General features: G+C 64.2%; 13 protein-coding genes. 8 read left to right on the forward strand and 5 right to left on the reverse strand.

The genetic code is table 11. From position 1 onward, the window contains the following. The first annotated feature begins 105 nt into the window (after positions 1-105). From PSEEN_RS13895 to PSEEN_RS13905, 3 genes are all read left to right on the forward strand, one after another. Positions 106-369, forward strand: coding sequence for a DUF1652 domain-containing protein (locus PSEEN_RS13895; protein WP_044488157.1), 264 nt, complete (start codon positions 106-108; stop codon positions 367-369). A 107-nt stretch (positions 370-476) separates the two neighbouring features. After that, positions 477-863: a VOC family protein gene (locus PSEEN_RS13900; protein ID WP_011534163.1), complete on the forward strand. Its 387-nt coding sequence runs from the start codon at positions 477-479 to the stop codon at positions 861-863. A gap of 76 nt (positions 864-939) precedes the next feature. Further along, positions 940-1,509, forward strand: a complete 570-nt coding sequence (locus tag PSEEN_RS13905) for a hypothetical protein (RefSeq protein WP_011534164.1) — start codon at positions 940-942, stop codon at positions 1,507-1,509. Between the two features lie 116 nt (positions 1,510-1,625). Here the strand turns inward: PSEEN_RS13905 and PSEEN_RS13910 are convergent, their stop codons facing one another. Continuing rightward, complete coding sequence (locus tag PSEEN_RS13910; protein ID WP_011534165.1) at positions 1,626-3,305, reverse strand: MFS transporter; 1,680 nt, start codon at positions 3,303-3,305, stop codon at positions 1,626-1,628. 173 nt (positions 3,306-3,478) lie between these two features. Continuing rightward, the gene (locus tag PSEEN_RS13915; protein ID WP_044488160.1) at positions 3,479-4,258 is read right to left on the reverse strand and encodes an alpha/beta fold hydrolase; all 780 of its coding nucleotides are present in this window, start codon (positions 4,256-4,258) and stop codon (positions 3,479-3,481) included. Positions 4,259-4,425: 167 nt separating this feature from the next. Between PSEEN_RS13915 and PSEEN_RS13920 the strand changes: the two genes are divergently transcribed. After that, positions 4,426-9,441, forward strand: coding sequence for a dermonecrotic toxin domain-containing protein (locus PSEEN_RS13920; RefSeq protein ID WP_011534167.1), 5,016 nt, complete (start codon positions 4,426-4,428; stop codon positions 9,439-9,441). Position 9,442: 1 nt separating this feature from the next. Here the strand turns inward: PSEEN_RS13920 and PSEEN_RS13925 are convergent, their stop codons facing one another. Further along, positions 9,443-11,947 (reverse strand): UvrD-helicase domain-containing protein, encoded by a 2,505-nt coding sequence (locus tag PSEEN_RS13925; protein WP_011534168.1) that lies wholly within the window; start codon positions 11,945-11,947, stop codon positions 9,443-9,445. A 186-nt stretch (positions 11,948-12,133) separates the two neighbouring features. Between PSEEN_RS13925 and PSEEN_RS13930 the strand changes: the two genes are divergently transcribed. Continuing rightward, entirely contained in the window at positions 12,134-12,832 is a 699-nt protein-coding gene (locus tag PSEEN_RS13930; protein WP_011534169.1) for a pirin family protein, read from the forward strand. 118 nt (positions 12,833-12,950) lie between these two features. On the opposite strand, the gene PSEEN_RS13935 is transcribed toward PSEEN_RS13930, so the two are convergent. Both PSEEN_RS13935 and hisN read right to left on the reverse strand, forming a co-directional pair. Then, complete coding sequence (locus PSEEN_RS13935) at positions 12,951-13,901, reverse strand: AraC family transcriptional regulator (protein WP_011534170.1); 951 nt, start codon at positions 13,899-13,901, stop codon at positions 12,951-12,953. A 278-nt stretch (positions 13,902-14,179) separates the two neighbouring features. Next, the gene (gene hisN, locus PSEEN_RS13940; RefSeq protein ID WP_011534171.1) at positions 14,180-14,971 is read right to left on the reverse strand and encodes a histidinol-phosphatase; all 792 of its coding nucleotides are present in this window, start codon (positions 14,969-14,971) and stop codon (positions 14,180-14,182) included. Between the two features lie 229 nt (positions 14,972-15,200). Between hisN and PSEEN_RS13945 the strand changes: the two genes are divergently transcribed. The 3 genes from PSEEN_RS13945 (at position 15,201) to PSEEN_RS13955 (ending at position 17,673) form a co-directional block, all read left to right on the forward strand. Then, positions 15,201-15,851: a helix-turn-helix transcriptional regulator gene (locus tag PSEEN_RS13945; RefSeq protein WP_011534172.1), complete on the forward strand. Its 651-nt coding sequence runs from the start codon at positions 15,201-15,203 to the stop codon at positions 15,849-15,851. Between the two features lie 211 nt (positions 15,852-16,062). Then, positions 16,063-16,740, forward strand: coding sequence for an HAD family hydrolase (locus PSEEN_RS13950; RefSeq protein ID WP_011534173.1), 678 nt, complete (start codon positions 16,063-16,065; stop codon positions 16,738-16,740). A 210-nt stretch (positions 16,741-16,950) separates the two neighbouring features. Beyond that, entirely contained in the window at positions 16,951-17,673 is a 723-nt protein-coding gene (locus PSEEN_RS13955) for a DUF899 domain-containing protein (RefSeq protein WP_011534174.1), read from the forward strand.

The raw sequence follows: 17,673 nt of genomic DNA on the forward strand, positions 1-17,673 counted from the left end.
CATATTTTCCAGGGAACACTGCCATGGCAGGTGCTATGGTTAATTCCCGACGGCCAGGCACGGCCATTTCAATCACCGCGTTCAGGTACGAACAAGGAGGCTGGCATGAACAAGATGACGTTCCCCAACGCCTGCCAGGTGATGCGTTGGCATTTTCACCCGCTTGGGTTCGAAGCCAGCATGGATGCACCTCGCAGCATGATTGCCCGGCTCTTCGATCGGGCCACGGGCGTGACACTGCTGGCCATCGCCGGCATCCCCTGCACGGCGATCATGGCCGCCGCCGATGTCGAGCGCATCATCGAGGCCGTGGAAGCCGAGCTGGAAACCTTCGACCTGGTCGGCAACGCGCTGCACGACGCGGTCTGATTTCAATCCCCGCTTGCGAATGACTGGAACGGCCGTGGTATCCCGCTGGCCAAATACCTGGCAACGTCTTTAATTGCTGTTACGCCCCTTCACCCTGGTGTGAGCCTATGAAGATCGTGGTCACCAGCATTCTCGTCGACGACCAGGCCAAGGCCCAGGCGTTCTATCATCACGTACTGGGTTTCCAACCCAAGCATGACATTCCGATGGGCAAGCACCGCTGGCTCACCTTCACTTCCCCCAACGACCCCAACGGCGTCGAGCTGTTGCTCGAACCGGATGCCCACCCAGCGGCAAAAGCCTACAAGACCGCCCTCAAGCAGGACGGCATCCCCGCCACCTCATTCGGCGTGCGCGATATCCAGGCCGAGTACGTCCGCCTGTGCGCCGCAGGCGTACACTTCACCCAGCCACCGACGGTGGCGGGACCGGTGACGGTCGCGGTGTTCGACGACACCTGCGGCAACCTGATCCAGATCGCCCAGCGTCACTGAGGAAGTGGTTGGCGACCTACGCTCAGCCCATCTACATTGCTGACTTCACCCAGCGCAGTCACAACAAGGAAAACCCATGCGCTACGAGTTCAGCGAAGTCCTCAACGACCTGGTCGACTACTTTCTTCTCGGCGACATCCAACTGCTCGAACACTTCAAGGAGCAACACGACCTTCCCGACGACCTGGCCCGGGCTTTCACCCAGGGCGACAGCGGCGACCAAGCGGTACGGGAAGGCGTGATCCTGCCCCTGGCCGGTATCGACAACCTGCCCTACCGCATCGTCTTCAGCCTCGACAGTGAAACACCGGCCTTGCTCGCGCCCGGCAGCCGCCTCAAGCACCAACGCAAAGGCCATGTGCTGCGGGTTGAGAACCGCGCGCTGATGCTGTTTACCTGGCGCGTGCTGCAGCATTTCACCCGCAAGACCATGGGCGACCTGCTGGCGCGCTACCAGGAGCCGGGGCGGCCGATCATCGAGCTGGACAATGGCTGGTACGACGTCGAGGTGCTGGCGGGTGCCTTGGTGCGGGACGGGCTGTACGAGCCGGCATTCGAGTTCGTGTTGACGAAAACCCTCGGTCCTCGCGCCGAGGCCGAGGTAGACACCGGTTACCGCTATGGCCTGCGTGGGTACTTCGACTGAGCACAGGGACGTAGGAGCGGCTTTAGCCGCGATGCAGACAACGCGGTGCCTGGCAGCCGCTTTGCGGGTGATCGCGGCTGAAGCCGCTCCTACTGGTCCTGCCAAATAAATGGATATCAGGTGTGTTGAATGTCCCTGTCCTTGGTCTCCGGCAGGAAAAAGATCCCCAACACCGCCGTCATCACCGCGATCACGATCGGGTACCACAAGCCGTAGTAGATATCCCCGGTCGCCGCCACCATGGCGAACGCCACGGTGGGCAGGAAGCCGCCGAACCAGCCGTTGCCGATGTGGTACGGCAACGACATCGAGGTGTAGCGGATACGCGCCGGGAACAACTCCACCAGCCAGGCGGCGATCGGGCCGTAGACCATGGTCACGTAGATCACCAGGATGGTCAGCAGCAACAGCACCATCGGGTAGTGGATCTTCGCCGGGTCGGCTTTTTCCGGGTAACCGGCTTCCTTCAACGCAGCCCCGAGACTGGCCGTGAAGGCATCACTCTGCGCCTTGAAATCGGCCGCCGCCAGGCTGCGACCATCGAAGCTCGACAACACCCGCTCACCGATGCGCACCTGGGCGACGCTGCCGGGCTCGGCCGCCTGGTTCTCGTAGGGGATGGCGCGCTTGGCCAGCAGGCTCTTGGCGATGTCGCAGGAGCTGGTGAAGCGGGCCTTGCCCACCGGGTCGAACTGGAACGCGCATTGCCCGGGGTCGGCCACTACCACCACCGGGTTCTGTTCCTGGGCGACGAACACGTCCGGGTTGCCGTACTCGGTGAGCCCCTTGAAGATCGGGAAGTAAGTCAGCGCCGCGATAATGCAGCCGGCCATGATGATCGGCTTGCGCCCGATACGGTCGGACAGGCTGCCGAAGATGATGAAGAAGGGTGTGCCGATCAACAGCGAGCCAGCAATCAGCAGGTTGGCGGTCTGCGGATCGATCTTGAGCATCTGCAGCAGGAAGAACAGTGCATAGAACTGCCCCGTGTACCACACCACCGCCTGCCCAGCGGTGCCGCCCAACAGCGACATGATCACCACCTTCAGGTTGTCCCAGCGTGCGAACGACTCGGTGAGCGGCGCTTTCGACGCCTTGCCCTCGGCTTTCATCTTCATGAACACCGGCGATTCGTTGAGTTGCATGCGGATATACACCGAGATCGCCAGCAGCAGGATCGACAGCAGGAACGGGATGCGCCAGCCCCAGGCCTCGAACGCCTCGGTGCCCATCGCCGTGCGGCAGGCCAGGATCACCAGCAATGACAGGAACAACCCGAGCGTGGCGGTGGTCTGGATCCACGCGGTGAAGAAACCGCGCCGGCCCTTGGGTGCATGCTCGGCCACATAGGTGGCCGCGCCGCCATACTCGCCGCCCAGCGCCAGCCCCTGCAGCAGGCGCAAGGTGATGAGGATCACCGGTGCAGCCACACCAATGGCCGCGTAACTGGGCAGGATACCCACCACTGCGGTGGACAGGCCCATGATCACGATGGTGATGAGGAAGGTGTACTTGCGCCCGATCATGTCGCCCAGGCGACCGAACACGATGGCGCCGAACGGCCGCACCGCAAAGCCTGCGGCAAACGCCAGCAAAGCGAAAATGAACGCAGTGGTTTCGTTGACGCCGGCGAAGAAGTGCTTGGCGATGATCGCCGCCAGCGAGCCGTACAAGTAGAAGTCATACCATTCGAACACGGTCCCCAATGAAGAGGCGAAGATGACCTTGCGCTCCTCCCGGGTGATGCCACGTTGGGGCGCGCTACTGCCCGTGGATGCGCTGTCGAGGACCGCCATGGGTCGCCTCCGTCTGGTTGTCGCGGGCCGGAGTGTCCCAATCAGATGAAGCGCACGCACCCAGGCCCCAGGGCTTTACCGGTTGCGCGAAGCACGACGAGGCAGGCCTCGGATCGCGGCAAGGTCACCTGAAGCATAATCGGCTTTGTCGGGATAGCCAGCGTGCCCTACGTTCACGCCAGGAAACGGACGACCTCGTCAAGCACCCGAGGCATCTGCTCGCGGTGCGGCACATGCCCGCAACCCGCCAGGATCGTCTTTCGACTTGGCCCTGCGGCCAATCGAACGAGACGTTCGGGATGGGCAAGGCTGCCGAACTCGTCGTTGTCGCCATGCAGGCAGAGCAACGGGCTACGCACCTGCGCCAGCACGCCGTCGAGGTTCCAACTGGCAAAGTCCGCCGACAGCCAGTTGTCGATCCAGGCACGCAGCACCCACTCGGCCTTGTCACCGTGGTAGCGCTGCAACCGCTGCAGTTGCCCAGGCTCGGCGAACTGCCGTGCAGCCGCGCGAATACCTTCGAGCGTGCGCGCCTCGGCGAACGCCTGGGCTGACTCGGTGATCAGGCCCAGGCAGTACTCAGCATGGGCCGCGGCACACGCGATGGCCATGCCGCCACCGACACTGTGGCCGAACACCAGGAACTGCTCGATGCCCAACTGCCGGCGCACCGCGGCGAACCCCTGGCAAGCTTCTGCCTCGACAAACCCCACGCGCAGTTGCCCCGGGTGAGTGTCGGAGTAGCCGAAGCCCAAGCGGTCGTAGGCGATGACTCTGCAACCGGTGGCCTGGGCAAGGCAGGCGGGGAAGTCACGCCAAAGTGCCACGCAACCGAGTGAATCGTGCAACAGGATGATTGGCGCGCCCTGCTCCACCGCCGGTAGCCAGCTCTGGGCATACAGCCGCCCTTCAGGCAGGTCGATCCAGTGTTGCTGCACTGTGATGTCGGTCATTCGGGCTCCCGTGCCGGGTGATGGACGAGCCGCCATCCTAAACCGCAAACAGCGCACAAGCCCATCGAACATTGCCACAGAGGGGCGCTGCCCCGGTTGGAATATGCACCACCCCAGCCAGGACCTGCTGCCGTTGAATGGTCGCCCACCTCTCACGGAGTACGACCATGCACGGTATCGATCCCCCCTACCACCAGCGGCAGATCCTGCGCAGCTTGCCCGGCTGGAGCAAACACCTTCACCACACGCACGCCAGCAGACTGCTGAAGCATGCCCACGGGATACCTGTCGACGAAGAAGGCCAGTTCCCGGACTGGTTCACCCAGGCCACTGCCGACCAGCAAGCCAACCTGCGCGATGCCATCAGCCACCGGGCCGCCAGCCACAAGGCATTGGCCAAGGCGCTGAAAGACCTGCGCGGCATTACCGAGTTCTGCGAGCCCTTGCTGCAGGCGCGACTGGGCATTACGGCCTCGCTGACAGAAGCACAGTTTCGCTTCCAGCCCTTCACGCCTGGCCTGGAAGGCGAGTTTCCCGATCCGGATGGCTCGCACGATACCCCCCATCCGCCGTCCTTGACCGAACAACCGACCGGCGACGCGACCCTCACCAGCCTGCTGGAAGCTGCCCTGCACAACTTCGAGGGCATGGCCGAAGTCGGTCCGTTCAGCACGCTCCAGGCCAGCGCCACGGACAGCGCCGAGCTGCCTGGGCTAACCGCCAGCCAGTTCGTCGCGCACTGCCGTGCGCTTGACCTGGGCAAGCGCTACCAGGCGCATCTGCAAAGCGTCTACGGCGGTGACCGCGCAGCCCTGGTAAAACCATCATGGATCCAGGCGCAGCGCGACGAACTGACCGTGAAGTGCGTCATCGCGAACCTGCGCGGCAAACTCACCGACACTGGCTACCAGGCGCTGCGCCAGTTCTGCGTCGCCGATACCGCCCCCCACTACGGCAACCACCCCATCGTGGCGAAGACCCTGACCATGCTCGGTGTCCAGCTGCACGATCTGATACTGCTAGCCCCCGAGGGCATGACGACGCCCCCCTACATCGCCTACCTGCCCTTCGATGACGAGCATCCAGTGCAAGAGTTCGCCAACTTGCTGGCGCTGGGCAGGCACATCCGCCAGCGCCTGCTGGAGCCCGCCTACCGTGAACGCTTCCTGGAGCATGTCGCGCTGGAGGATCGCCCGACACTGTCCAGGAAACTGATGGCCAGGCTATTCGACAGCACCCATCCCGATGTGATCCCCCTCGAGCCGCCTTCACCCGCTCTCGGCGAGACCGAGCCCGGTACACATCCCTGGCAAGGGCAGGTGGCCGACGAGGGGCAAGAAGAAGATGGCGCGCTGCGCCCCACCCGCTTCCCGGCGCTGGCGGTGCATGAAGTGCCGATTGCCTTCCCCGTCTGGCCCAAACTCTTCAATGCCCATGTCCAGCGCCTGCAGGCTGATGCCCGCGGGGTGGCGGTGCCAACGGCGGACATGGATGCCAAGGCACGGGCCGAACGCCTGGAGCATTGGGCCGAAAGGGGGCTGACGCTGCTCAATGTCGCCGCCATGTTCGTTCCCGGCCTGGACGCGGTCATGCTGGCCGTGGGCGCCGCGCAGGTCATGGCCAGCATTTTCCATGGTTTCGAGGCCTGGTCCGAAGGTGACAACGCCGAAGCGGTGACGCAGGTCGAATCGTTGCTCGTCAACCTCGGCAGCGTCATCGCCATCGCTGGTGTCGCCAAGCTGGCCAAGGCCTCCGGTTTCGTCGACTGGATGGACAGCATCTGGCTCGACGGCGAGGAGCGCCTGTGGCACCCAAACCTGGAGCAGTATCGCAGCCCGGTCGAACTGCCCGCAGACCTGCAACCAGACGACGAAGGCATCCTCAACCATGGCGCGCGACACTTCATCGAACGGGGTAACGACCTTCACGAAGTAGCAAAGGATGCCCAAGGGCATTGGCGCATCGTTCATCCGAACGACCCGCAGGCCTACAGGCCACGCCTCGAGGGCTATGGCGATGGCGCATGGCGCGCGGAACACGAGCGCCCCCAGGACTGGAGCCGCGTCGAGCTGATGCGCCGCCTAGGCCCGCTCGGTAAAGGGTTGAAGGATGAAGACCTGCTGGCTGCGCTGGACAGCACGGCGCTGGACCGCGGCGTGCTGGAGCGGGCGCATGCCGATGGCAGGCGCGCCCCGGCGCTGCTCGAGGATACCCTGAAGCGACTGAAAGCCGACATGACGGCCGACGACATCATCACCCGTACCCGTGAGGGCAGCCCGCTGGCTGCCTACAAGCAATTCGCCGCGACCGTGCTGGGCGAACTACCTGGCTGGCCTGACGATGTAGTGCTGGAGGTGTTCGACGGTACCGAGACAATGGGCAGTGCGACGCGCTATGGACGCAACCAGCTGGGTGACACACTGATTCAGCTGACCCGCACCGACCTGGACAACGGCGACTTGGCGCGCGTCGTCCTCGAGCATCTGGACGAAAGCACGATCAACGCATTGTTGCCTGAGGCTACCGACACCACGCAGCGCCAGCAGGCCCTGCGCACGCTGATGGCTGACCACCTCACGACCAAGCGCCAGTCGCTGTTCGACAGCCTCTACGCCAGCCCATCCGTGGCCACACTTCCCTCGGTCGAGGCCATTGGCCGACAGTTCCCATCATTGCCCAGGCGAGCACTGGAGGAATTGGTCGGACACGCCAACACCCTCGAGCGGGAAGCCCTGCTTGCTGGCCGCGTCCCCCTGCGCATTGCCGAGGAAGCTCGTCTGATGCAGGCTCGAGTGCGCCTTGACCGTGCCATTGTGGGCCTGCACCGAAACACCCTGGCCAACGCCGACAGCCAACTCATCCGTGCCGGCCTGCTTGCCGAACATCCACAGTGGACCGCCGAACAGTGTTATCACGCCGCATTGGCCGATCGCCCGCGCGCTGCTCGCCTGATCGGCCAGCAACCCGTACGCGTGGGCTTTCGCTCGCCGCTGCGCCTGAGCGATGGACGTTATGGCTACCCCTTGAGCCCCGGCATATTTGCCTCCCGGGCCGAGCGTGAACTGCACGCGTTGTATCCAGGCCTGAGCGACCGCGCACTGCGACAACTACTCAACACCCTGCGTGCCAGGGGGAATGTGAGCGAGCAGATTCAGGCACTGCGCATGCAATTGGACGGGCTGCGCAAGCAACTCGCCGAGTGGGCGAGAACCGGTGCAAGCGACTGGGGCGAGGAAGTCGGGCAGTACTACACACGAGCCGCCGATCGGCTGATACGCGCTTGGCAGAGAATGGAAGGCGAGACACTCAGCCTGGAGAGCCTGGCACTCGATGCGCTGCCGTCGCTTTCAGCGCGTTTCGACCATATCACCGCATTGGAGCTGGAAAATCTCAATGTGACCGAGATGCCTGCCGACTTCCTGCAAGCGTTTCCGTCACTCCAGCGAATCGACGTCAGAAGCAGCCCGCAGATGAGCGTTGCCTCGGTGATAAACGCCTTGCGCCATGCGCCACAGTTGCGCGAACTGTACTTGAGCGGCACGCGCCTGGCGCAGTTGCCCGCCGAGGCAGGTGAAGTCCTGCCGGGCCTGGGCCAGCTGCGCAGCCTCTGCCTGCCACGCAACAGGCTGACACTCGTGGCGGACGATATGCAATTACTGACAAGTCTACGCCTGGAAACCCTCGACCTGCGTTCCAACCGCATAACACTGGACGCGGCCAGCGCAGGTCGCTTCCGCGAGCTGGGCGAGCTTCGTCGCCTGCGCCTGAGCAACAACCCGTTGGTCATCAGCCCCAACCTGACCGGCCTCGACAACCTCGCCACCCTGCTTTTGGACAACTGCCGGCTCGAGCAATGGCCCACGGGGCTCACCGGCTTGATGCAGCGCACACCGTGCATGCTGCGCGAGCTCGACCTGAGCGTGAACCGTATCGCGCAGGTGCCCGACATGCAGCCCCTGCTGGCATCGCCATATCTGGACCTCTTGATGGCAAGACGCGGCCCTTACCGCTGGCGCTTCAACTACAACCCCCTGGAGGAGCACGTCCGCCAAACCCTCGAGGTGGTCGGTGTATACGCCGAGCCGCTGCCTGAGGTCACGGACCAGCCGCCCGCGCCCACTGCGGCGACAGTGCCACGCATCAACTGGCTGGACCACGCGACCGCCCCCCAGCAAACAACCTGGAAGGCATTGTTCGATGAGGACAGGCACCCCAGCCTGCGGCAAGTCGTCGAACAGGCCGGCATGTCCGCCAGCGCCTGGCGTCAGCCCAAGGCATTCGCCCGCCAAGTCTGGACGCTGCTGGAGCGAGCTGCTGCCAGCACCCGCTTGCGCAAACGCCTGGAGCAGATCGCCGGCGAGTTTCCAGTATCCTGCGGCGACGCCGGGGCCGATGCGTTCGGCACCCTGCAGATCGAAATCATGGCCTATGACGAAGCCGGCGGCGCACAGGTGGCCACACCAGCGCTGTTCCAGTTCTTCCGTCGCCTGTTCCGTCGCGATCAGGTCAACGCACTGGCCCAGTCGCTGTTCAACGCCCGCTTGGCCAGGCGCAATGCCATGCGGGCCGTGGACGCCTGGCGCGTCCTGCCACTGGGAGAACGCGGCGTGAAGCCGACGGTGCCGCCCCTTCACTCTCTCGACACCCTGTCGGACGAGGTGCTGCTCAATGGTCTGGGCCAGGGTCTCGATCTGATCGAAATACGCCTGGCCCTACGCACGGGCTTGTCACAGAGACTCGACTTCCCCGAACTCCAGCAGGACATGCTGTACCGGGACACCGCCGACATCTCAGCCTGGACCGAGGAGGCGATAGGCGACGAAGTCGAGACACGGGACCTTGATGCCCAGTCGCGGCGCCAATGGATTTCGCGGCAACCAACCTGGCGGCGCCTGCTGCACGCAGAATACCGCGCCAGGTTCGATGCCCTCAGGAAACCCTGGGACGTAGGCATGGACTATCTGGAAGGGAACGAACTGGAAGAATTGCTCGAGGCGCCGGTGGTGGATGCGCTCTCGAAAGCACTGCAGCGCAGCCCGCTGGGCGATGATGGCTTGCCACTGCGACTGGAGATCGCCAGCGACCAGTACCTCGAGGGCATGAACCGCATGGCGCTGGGCCTGGAAGAGGACGAAGACGCCCTCTACCTGAAGCTGACCGCGCGCCGCGACCCCAACGACTGACCTACAGGCCGCGCAGGTCTTCGAAGAAGGCCTGCCGCCCCTGCACCTGGCTCGACGCCCGAGGCTGACCAGCGGCCTCGCCGTTGGGCTTCTCCACATGCCAATAGCAGTGCCTGACCGCACGCGTGACCGCGACGTAGGCCAGGCGCTGCACTTCTTCTTTTTGCGCCGTGTCGAATGCCTGGGCATCCCCCGGCTTGCCCAGGCCGGCCAGCCGGTACACCTGGTTCTTGTAGGGCGAGCTGGTCTGGTACTGGCAGTCCCCAAGCATGAACACGGCATCAGCCTGCAGCCCCTTGGCACTGTGGTAGGTCAGCTGACGAAGACGGCGCTGCGCTGGCGGCAAGCTAGAATCAACGTTAAGTACTGAACTTAATTCTTTTTCAATCAATAGCTTATCGCTACTTTTTCGAAACAACATCATCACTGTTTCGCCGCGTTCGTAATGCTCGATCAAGGTTTGCGCCAACGCCGCCTCGTCCCGCTCGAAGACCTTCACCGGCGACAACGGCAACGTGGCCGCCAGCCCGCTCGCCCGGGCCTTCTTGCCGGCAATCGCCGGCGCGCCCTTCACCAGGTGTTCTGCGGCATCGATGATGTGCTGCTGGCTACGGTAGTTCTCCACCAGCATCACTCGGGTGTTCGAAGGCGACGGGAACGCCTTGGTGAATTCCATGAAGTACTTCGGCGAGCTGCCACGCCAGCCATAGATCGACTGCCAGTCGTCACCCACGCACATCAGCGAGGAATGCTGCGCCGCCCGCCCGACATGCCTGTCCGGGCCACGACGACGAATCTCCGCCAGGCTGGCACGCAGCCAACTGACGATCTGCGGCGAGACGTCCTGGAACTCGTCGATCATCAGGTGCGCCAGCGGGCGCAGCAGCGGGTCGGGTAATAGCGCCAGGTTTTCCGGATTGTTTTCGCCGAACAAGGCGAACATGCGGTTATAGGTCATCACCGGCGGCGACTGCGCCATCAGGTGCGCCTCCAGGGCTTTCCAGTACAGCGCCAGGGCCTCGAAGAATGCCGCGTCGCTGTCCCCTGCGGGGAAACTCATGGCGGTCACGGCGACGTTGACATCCAGGCCGAGGTTCTCAATGAAGCTGGCGGCGGTGACAAAGGCATCGAGCAGCGGGGCCGGTGCCAGTTCACCCTTGACCTTGTACTCGAAGCCCGGCCCGGCCATGGCATCGCCAGCGAGCGATGCCGCCAAGCGCTTTGCCGAAGCATAATTATCCAACCATATCAGAGGCTTGTCGCAGAAAGCTTGAAGCAGTGTGCGCTTCACCGCCCACTCCGCCCGCACCGTCAGCTTGGCGCCAGGCCGCTGGTACTGGGGGCTCTCGGACGGATCGAAGCCCAGGACCACCCAGGCATCTAACCCCTCCAGGCGACCTTGCACATGGAAACGACTACCGCGGATCTGCACCGTGTCGCGGCAGGGCTCGATGCCCTTGATCGGCCAGGCGCCGGCGGCGAACCACAGGTCCTCGATCACATCGCACAGTTCCTCGTCGCGCTGGGCCGCCAGTTGCGTGACCTGTGCGCGCTTCTGCACATCCGGGTGCTCCGGGTCCAGCGGCTTGAGCAGCAGGGCTTCCTGGCGCAGCAGGCCGATCAACTCGGCGAAGCGAGGGCTTTCGGCCAGCAACGCGCTATAGCAGAGATTGAGCTGCTGGCGCTGGGCGTCGTTCAATCGCAGGTCGAACGGGTTGCTCTCGGCGTTGGCTTCACCACCGGCGGGCATTTCATTGCCCAGTGCCTCGAACGCGCGAACCTGGGCGAACCCCGGCAAACTGCGCACCAGCGGCAGGATACGCGAATGGAAGGTGCGCACCAGCTCACGACCTTGAGCCGGCGACAGTTCGATCTGCCATAGCGCGAACACCTGCAGCAAGCGCTGGATGAAGTCCTTGCGCGACTCGCGGGTGAAGGTCACCACGGTCATGGCATCCAGTTCGAAGCCCAGGTAATGGCGCAACAGCAGGATCCGCAGCACCAGGGAAGTCGACTTGCCGGCGCCGGCCCCTGCCACCACGCAGGTGGACGGCGTGTCGCTGAAGATCAGCTTCCACTGCGCCGCGCTGGGTTGGGCCGAGGCTGGCAGGCGCTGGGCCACGTCGGCCTTGAAGCGCTTCTTCAGCTCGGCCGTCAACGGCAGGCGCCAGTCGTCGAACAGGTTGTCGTCCTGGCCCGGCACGCCCGAACCGTCGGGCCGGCTATCGCGAATCACCAGCACCTGACGCCCGGCTTCGTAGCCCTCCACTCGCCCGCGCTCGTAGCCGTCACGCAGGCCATCGGCATGGCCGTTGCGCAAGCCATCGGCATGGCCGAGGAACCACGAGTCGCGGTGCTGAGCCCGCAGGCGGCTCAAGCCACGCCCCAGCAAGCGTGCAGCGAGGCGGCGCAGCCAGGGCAGTTGGGCGGGCGGGGTCAGGTCGGCCGGAGCCTGGGGATGCTCGTGAGACACGGTCACTCCATTGAAAATTGAAACAGCAGGCATGTTCGCCTCATCCGCAGCAAAGCGCCAGCGAATGCTTATGGATCAGTGAATTAGGCGATGAATCGCATGCGCTACAGCACCTTTATCATTCAATAATCTGATAATAACAAGCCGATATTTACGCTTTTTTTCGATCTTTAGGCCGCGCATCATGGCCCCATTCCACCGAATCAGAGGAGCATCATCATGCTGCAACTGCGACCGTTCGAAAGCCTGGGCCATGCCAACCACGGCTGGCTCGATGCCCACCACCACTTCTCGTTCGCCGAGTACCACGACCCGGCACGGGTGCACTGGGGCAACCTGCGGGTGTGGAACGACGACCTCATTGCCGCTGGCAGCGGTTTCCCGCCGCACCCGCACCGCGACATGGAAATCATCACCTATGTCCGCGAAGGCGCCATCACCCACCAGGACAGCCTCGGCAACAAAGGCCGCACCGAAGCGGGCGACGTGCAGGTGATGAGTGCCGGCAGCGGCATCGTCCACAGCGAGTACAACCTGGAGAAGGTCGATACGCGCATCTTCCAGATCTGGATCATCCCGGAGAATGTGGGCGAGGCGCCGTCCTGGGGCACCCGGCCATTCCCCAAGGGCGAGCGTGGCGAAGGTTTCGTGACCCTGGCCAGCGGCCGCGAAGGCGATGAAGAGAGCCTGCGCATCCGCACCGATGCCCGCTTGGTGGCCGCTACCTTGCGTGCCGGGGAAAGCGCCGAGTACCGCTTCGACGCCGGACGCCGTGGCTACCTGGTGCCCGCCAAGGGCTTGATCGAGGTGAATGGGCTGCAGGCCAAGGCCCGCGATGGCGTGGCGATCGAGCAGGAAAGCGTGCTGAGGGTGACTGCGCTCGAGGACAGCGAAATCGTGCTGGTGGACGTGGCCTGACTCAGCGAGATCTGACGCGAACTCTGTAGGAGCGGCTTCAGCCGCGATGCAGGCACCGCGGTGTCCGGATCGCGGCTGAAGCCGCTCCTACAGATCCGTCGTTCTCGGCGAACACGCGTCATTCGCGCCGCCTGAAGGTCTCCGACGGCAGCTCGCCAAACTGCTGCCGGTAGCTTTCCGAGAAACGCCCCAGGTGCAGGAAGCCGTAGTCCAGCGCCAGCTCGGTCACACTGCGCACACCGCAGCTGGCATCGCCCAGGCACGCCCTCACCCGCTCCAGCTTGCGCTGGCGGACGTACTGCTTGGGTGTGGTCCCCAAGTGGCGATCGAACAACCCGTACAACGACCGCAAGCTCAGGTTCGCCTGCTCTGCCAGCGTTTCGGCGCTTAGCTCGAACTTCAGGTTGTCTTCGATATACCCCAGGATCCTTTCCAGGCCCGCCCCGCCCAACGACTCCCGGCGCACATTGGTGCTCATCAGCGTCAGCAGCTTGCTGGCGACGATCTGGCTGTAGTGCCCCTGCACCCGAGGCAACGAGTCGCGGACCTCGGCTTCGTTGCAGACCATCCCCAGCAGGCCGAGAAAGCCTTCAAGCTCTTCCAGCCGGTAGTGATTGCGCAGAAAGCGCACGCCACCGCTGGGCCGCTGCCAGCGCTGCTCGTCGCAGATCGAGTCGAGCAGACGCACCGGCACCTTGAGAATGAACTTCTCGCAGTCTTCGGAGTAGGTCAGGTCCACCGGGTCGTCCGGGTTGATCAGCAGCAGCTCGCCCGGCACCAGGTAGTGCTCGCGCTGGCGACCGCGCCAGAGGCAATTGCCGTTGAGCAGCACCTGCAGGTGGTAGATGGTTTCCAGCGCCGGCGAGGTGACACGCACGCTGCCGCCATAGCTGATACGGCACAGGTCCAGCTCGGCGAACTTACGGTGGCTCAGGCTGGCCTGGGGGTGGGTGGTGCGGGACAGGCCTATATGATGCTGGCCCACATGCTGGTTGACGTAGTCGGACACCGCATAGGGGTCGGCGCGGTGGAACACGCAGCTTTGCTCGCTCAACAGGCGGCTTTCCATGGGCAAGGCACTCGCCATCGTTATTGTTATGGGCGCCGTATCCTGCGGCCCGGGCGGGCTGCGAACGCGGTCGGTCACGGTTATTCTATCCAGCCGCCACAGGCGTGTCGGGGCAGACGACGGTCGGCTGATAGCGCTCACACTAAGCAAAAAGCCCGGTTATGGGCAATGCGACCGGAGCAAACGATGGGCGGATAGCGAACGGCGGCCCAGGTCACGAAGTTCGATTATCGGACAGTGCCTGGGCCGCTTGCTGGCGGGTGCTCAGCAGGCCGGCATCACATGGCGTGACGCAGCATCTGCACCACCTGCGCATGCAGCGCCTTGTCACCACAGGCCACCACGCAGCCACCGTTTTGCGCCGAGCTACCGTCCCATGCCGTGATCACCCCGCCCGCCCCTTCGATGATCGGCATCAATGCCTGCACGTCATAGGGCTGCAGGCTCGCCTCGACGATCACGTCGACGAAGCCCGACGCCAGCATGCAGTAGGCGTAGCAGTCGCCGCCGTAGCGCATCAGCCGGGCCTGGCCAGCCACCTTGTGGAAGGCCGCTTGGCGCGCCTCGGTGTCGAACATGTCGGGGGTGGTGCACATCAACGTGGCCGAGGCCAGGTCGGTGCAGGCGCGGGTTCTCAGGGGGGTGCCACTGCGCCAGGCACCGTCCGGCGTTCCGACGAACCGTTCACCGGTGAACGGCTGGTTCATCACACCGATCACTGGGCGGGTACCGTCGTTGAGGGCAATCAGCGTGCCCCAGAGCGGCAGGCCGGTGATGAAGGCGCGGGTGCCGTCGATCGGGTCGAGCACCCAGGTCAGCGGGCTGCTGCCCACGGCCTCGCCCTGCTCCTCACCGAGAATGCCATGGTCCGGGTAGCGTGCCTGGATCAGCCCGCGCATGGCATCCTCGGCGGCTTTGTCGGCCACGGTCACCGGGTCGTACAAGCGCCCGCCCTTGTCCTCGACCCCCAGGCTTGCGCGAAAATACGGCTGGATCGCGGCGGCAGCGGCATCGGCCAGCTGTTCGGCGAAGCTGCGGAATTCGCCAATCTGTTCTGCGCTCAGGGACATGGAACGGGCCTCGTTGTGTGCAAAGGGCTTGCATCATACCCGACTGCCTGCGGAACCGAAGCCGCCCGACAACAACCGATGTTGTCATGCCATTATTGCCGCTTCATTTAACCGTCACTGAATCGTTGTACTAGGATAGCAAGCAGCTCCAACGGCCGTGCCGCCAACCAAGGATGCTGGTTACTGGCGTGCACGGGCCTTCGTTCCACAGCACATCATGGATGACACGATGAATTCGCACCTGCTTTTTCCGCAGATCGGCAAAGTCATAGCCAGTACCGGCAGCCGTCACTTCCCCCAGCGGTTGCACGACCTGATCCAGACCCACTTGACCATCGATGCCACGCTTATCCGCCAGATGCGGGTGGCCTCTTCCTGCTCTTCGCGCCCTGACGCCACCTTGCTCAGCGAGGCCGTGTTCAGTGCAGGCGAATCGGGCAATGCCTTCGATGACCCGGCACGCCTGCACCTGGCACGGCGAAAGGATGGCTACCGCTACGAGATCACTGTCCTGCGGGCCGACCCACGCTACGGGTTTTCCGCCGTCGAACGCAGCCGCCTAGAAGAAATCTCCCCGCTGCTGCTGCCGATGCTCGAAAAGCACATCGATGCCCTGCAGCCCACGCCACCTGAGGTTGGCGAACCAGAAAGCCTGGAGCAGCGCTTCATCGAACGCCTGCGCCAGGCCGACATCACCTTGTCGGAGCGGGAGATGCAGGTATGCAAGGGGCTGCTCGCCGGGCGCACGGCACCACAGCAGGCCGAGCATCTGCAATTGAAGGTCAACACCGTCGAAAGCTATCTGCGAAGGGCGGCGATCAAGCTGGGGATCAGTGGCCGGAATTCGTTGATGCGCTGGATGTATGCACAGAGCGATTGAGTCGAGTTAACCCATTGATCTGACGTGATCTTTGTAGGAGTGGCTTCAGCCGCGATCACCTGCGAAGCGGGTGCCCTCATCGCGGCTGAAGCCGCTCCTGCAGAGAACGCGGCTCCCGCCGCGCACAACTGAAACGTTTCACAACCACCCACCGGTTGCGGCTAGAATCCCCTGGACCACCCACTGTGCAATCGCCTCGCCAGGATACCCGATGCTGACCGCCCTGCTGTTCGACCTCGATGGGACCCTCACCGATACCGACACCCTGCACCTGCAGGCTTTCCGCAAGCTGCTGCACGACCATGACGGCCGCGCCCTGACCCAGGAGCAGTTCGACACGCAGGTCAGCGGGCGCTCCAACGGCCTGCTGTTCGCTGACCTGTTCCCGCAGGCGGACACCGCGGAACGCCAGAGGCTGGCGGAGCGCAAAGAGGCGCTGTTCCGCGAGCTGTCACCGAGCCTGTCGCCGCTGCCCGGCCTGCTCGACCTGCTGGCGCACGCCGAACAGCACGGTATCGGCATGTGCGTGGTGACCAACGCACCGCGCCTGAACGCTGAGCACATGCTGGGCGCCATGGGCCTGGACGAGCGCTTCAAGCATGTGCTGGTCGCGGACGAGCTGGAACGCCCCAAGCCCGACCCGCTGCCCTACCTCACCGGCCTGCAACGTCTGGGGGCCAACGCTGGCCAGGCACTGGCCTTCGAGGACTCGCTGCCAGGCGTCAAGGCGGCCGTCGATGCCGGGATCTTCACCGTGGGGCTGGCGACCACCCAGCCTGCCGAGCGGCTGCTCGAAGCCGGGGCGCAGCTGGTGATCGCGGACTACGATGATCCACGCTTGTGGGCGCTGATCGAGCAGATGCAAACGCAAGTGCGCGATGTTCTGTAGGAGCGGCTTCAGCCGCGATGCGGGCATCGCGGTATTGGGCACCCGCTTTGCGGGTGATCGCGGCTGAAGCCGCTCCTACAACGGTCGTATCAGGCCAACGGGGCACGGGGCACCGCCCCTCACCATTCGTCGGCCACGTACAGGCCACTGTCGATTCCATCGCCATCCCATTCGACCACAGGTTGAACCCCTCAACCTGGAGTCGCCCCCATGACCCACCCCAAGCACGCCGTGGTCTCGCGCAGCCAATGGCTCGCCGCCCGGCAGCAACTATGGCTGCACGAAAAGGCCTTCACCCACCAGCGCGACGAACTGGCCGCCGCCCGCCGCGCCTTGCCTTGGGTGAAGGTCGAGCAGGATTACCGCTTCCACGGCCCTGACGGCGAGCTCGGCCTCGATGGGCTGTTCGCCGGCCGCAGCCAACTGCTGGTCTACCATTTCATGTTCGCCGAAGGCTGGCAGGAAGGCTGCCCGGGCTGTTCCTTCCTGGCCGACCATTTCGACGGCGCCAACCTGCATCTGGCGCATCACGACGTGTCGTTGGTCGCGGTGTCCCGCGCGCCTTATGCCGAGTTCCAGGCGTTTCGCCAGCGCATGGGCTGGCGCTTCCCTTGGTTCTCGTCCCACGGCAGCCGCTTCAACCAGGACTTCGGCGTGAGCGTCGCCACCGATGGCACAGCCCAGTACAACTACGAGCCCTACACGGGCAGCGAAAATGAGCTGCCCGGGCTGAGCGCCTTCTATCGCGACCCGGATGGCAGCCTCTACCACACCTACTCCACCTATGCCCGTGGCCTGGACATCCTGGTCAACGCCTACAACTTCCTCGACCTGGCGCCAATGGGCCGCAACGAAGCTGGCACGATGGACTGGGTGCGCCACCACGACCGCTACGAAGGCGCCGACGCCAAGCCGCACTGCTGCGCGAAATGA

Source organism: Pseudomonas entomophila L48, from assembly GCF_000026105.1.
Classification (GTDB): Bacteria; Pseudomonadota; Gammaproteobacteria; order Pseudomonadales; family Pseudomonadaceae; genus Aquipseudomonas; species Aquipseudomonas entomophila.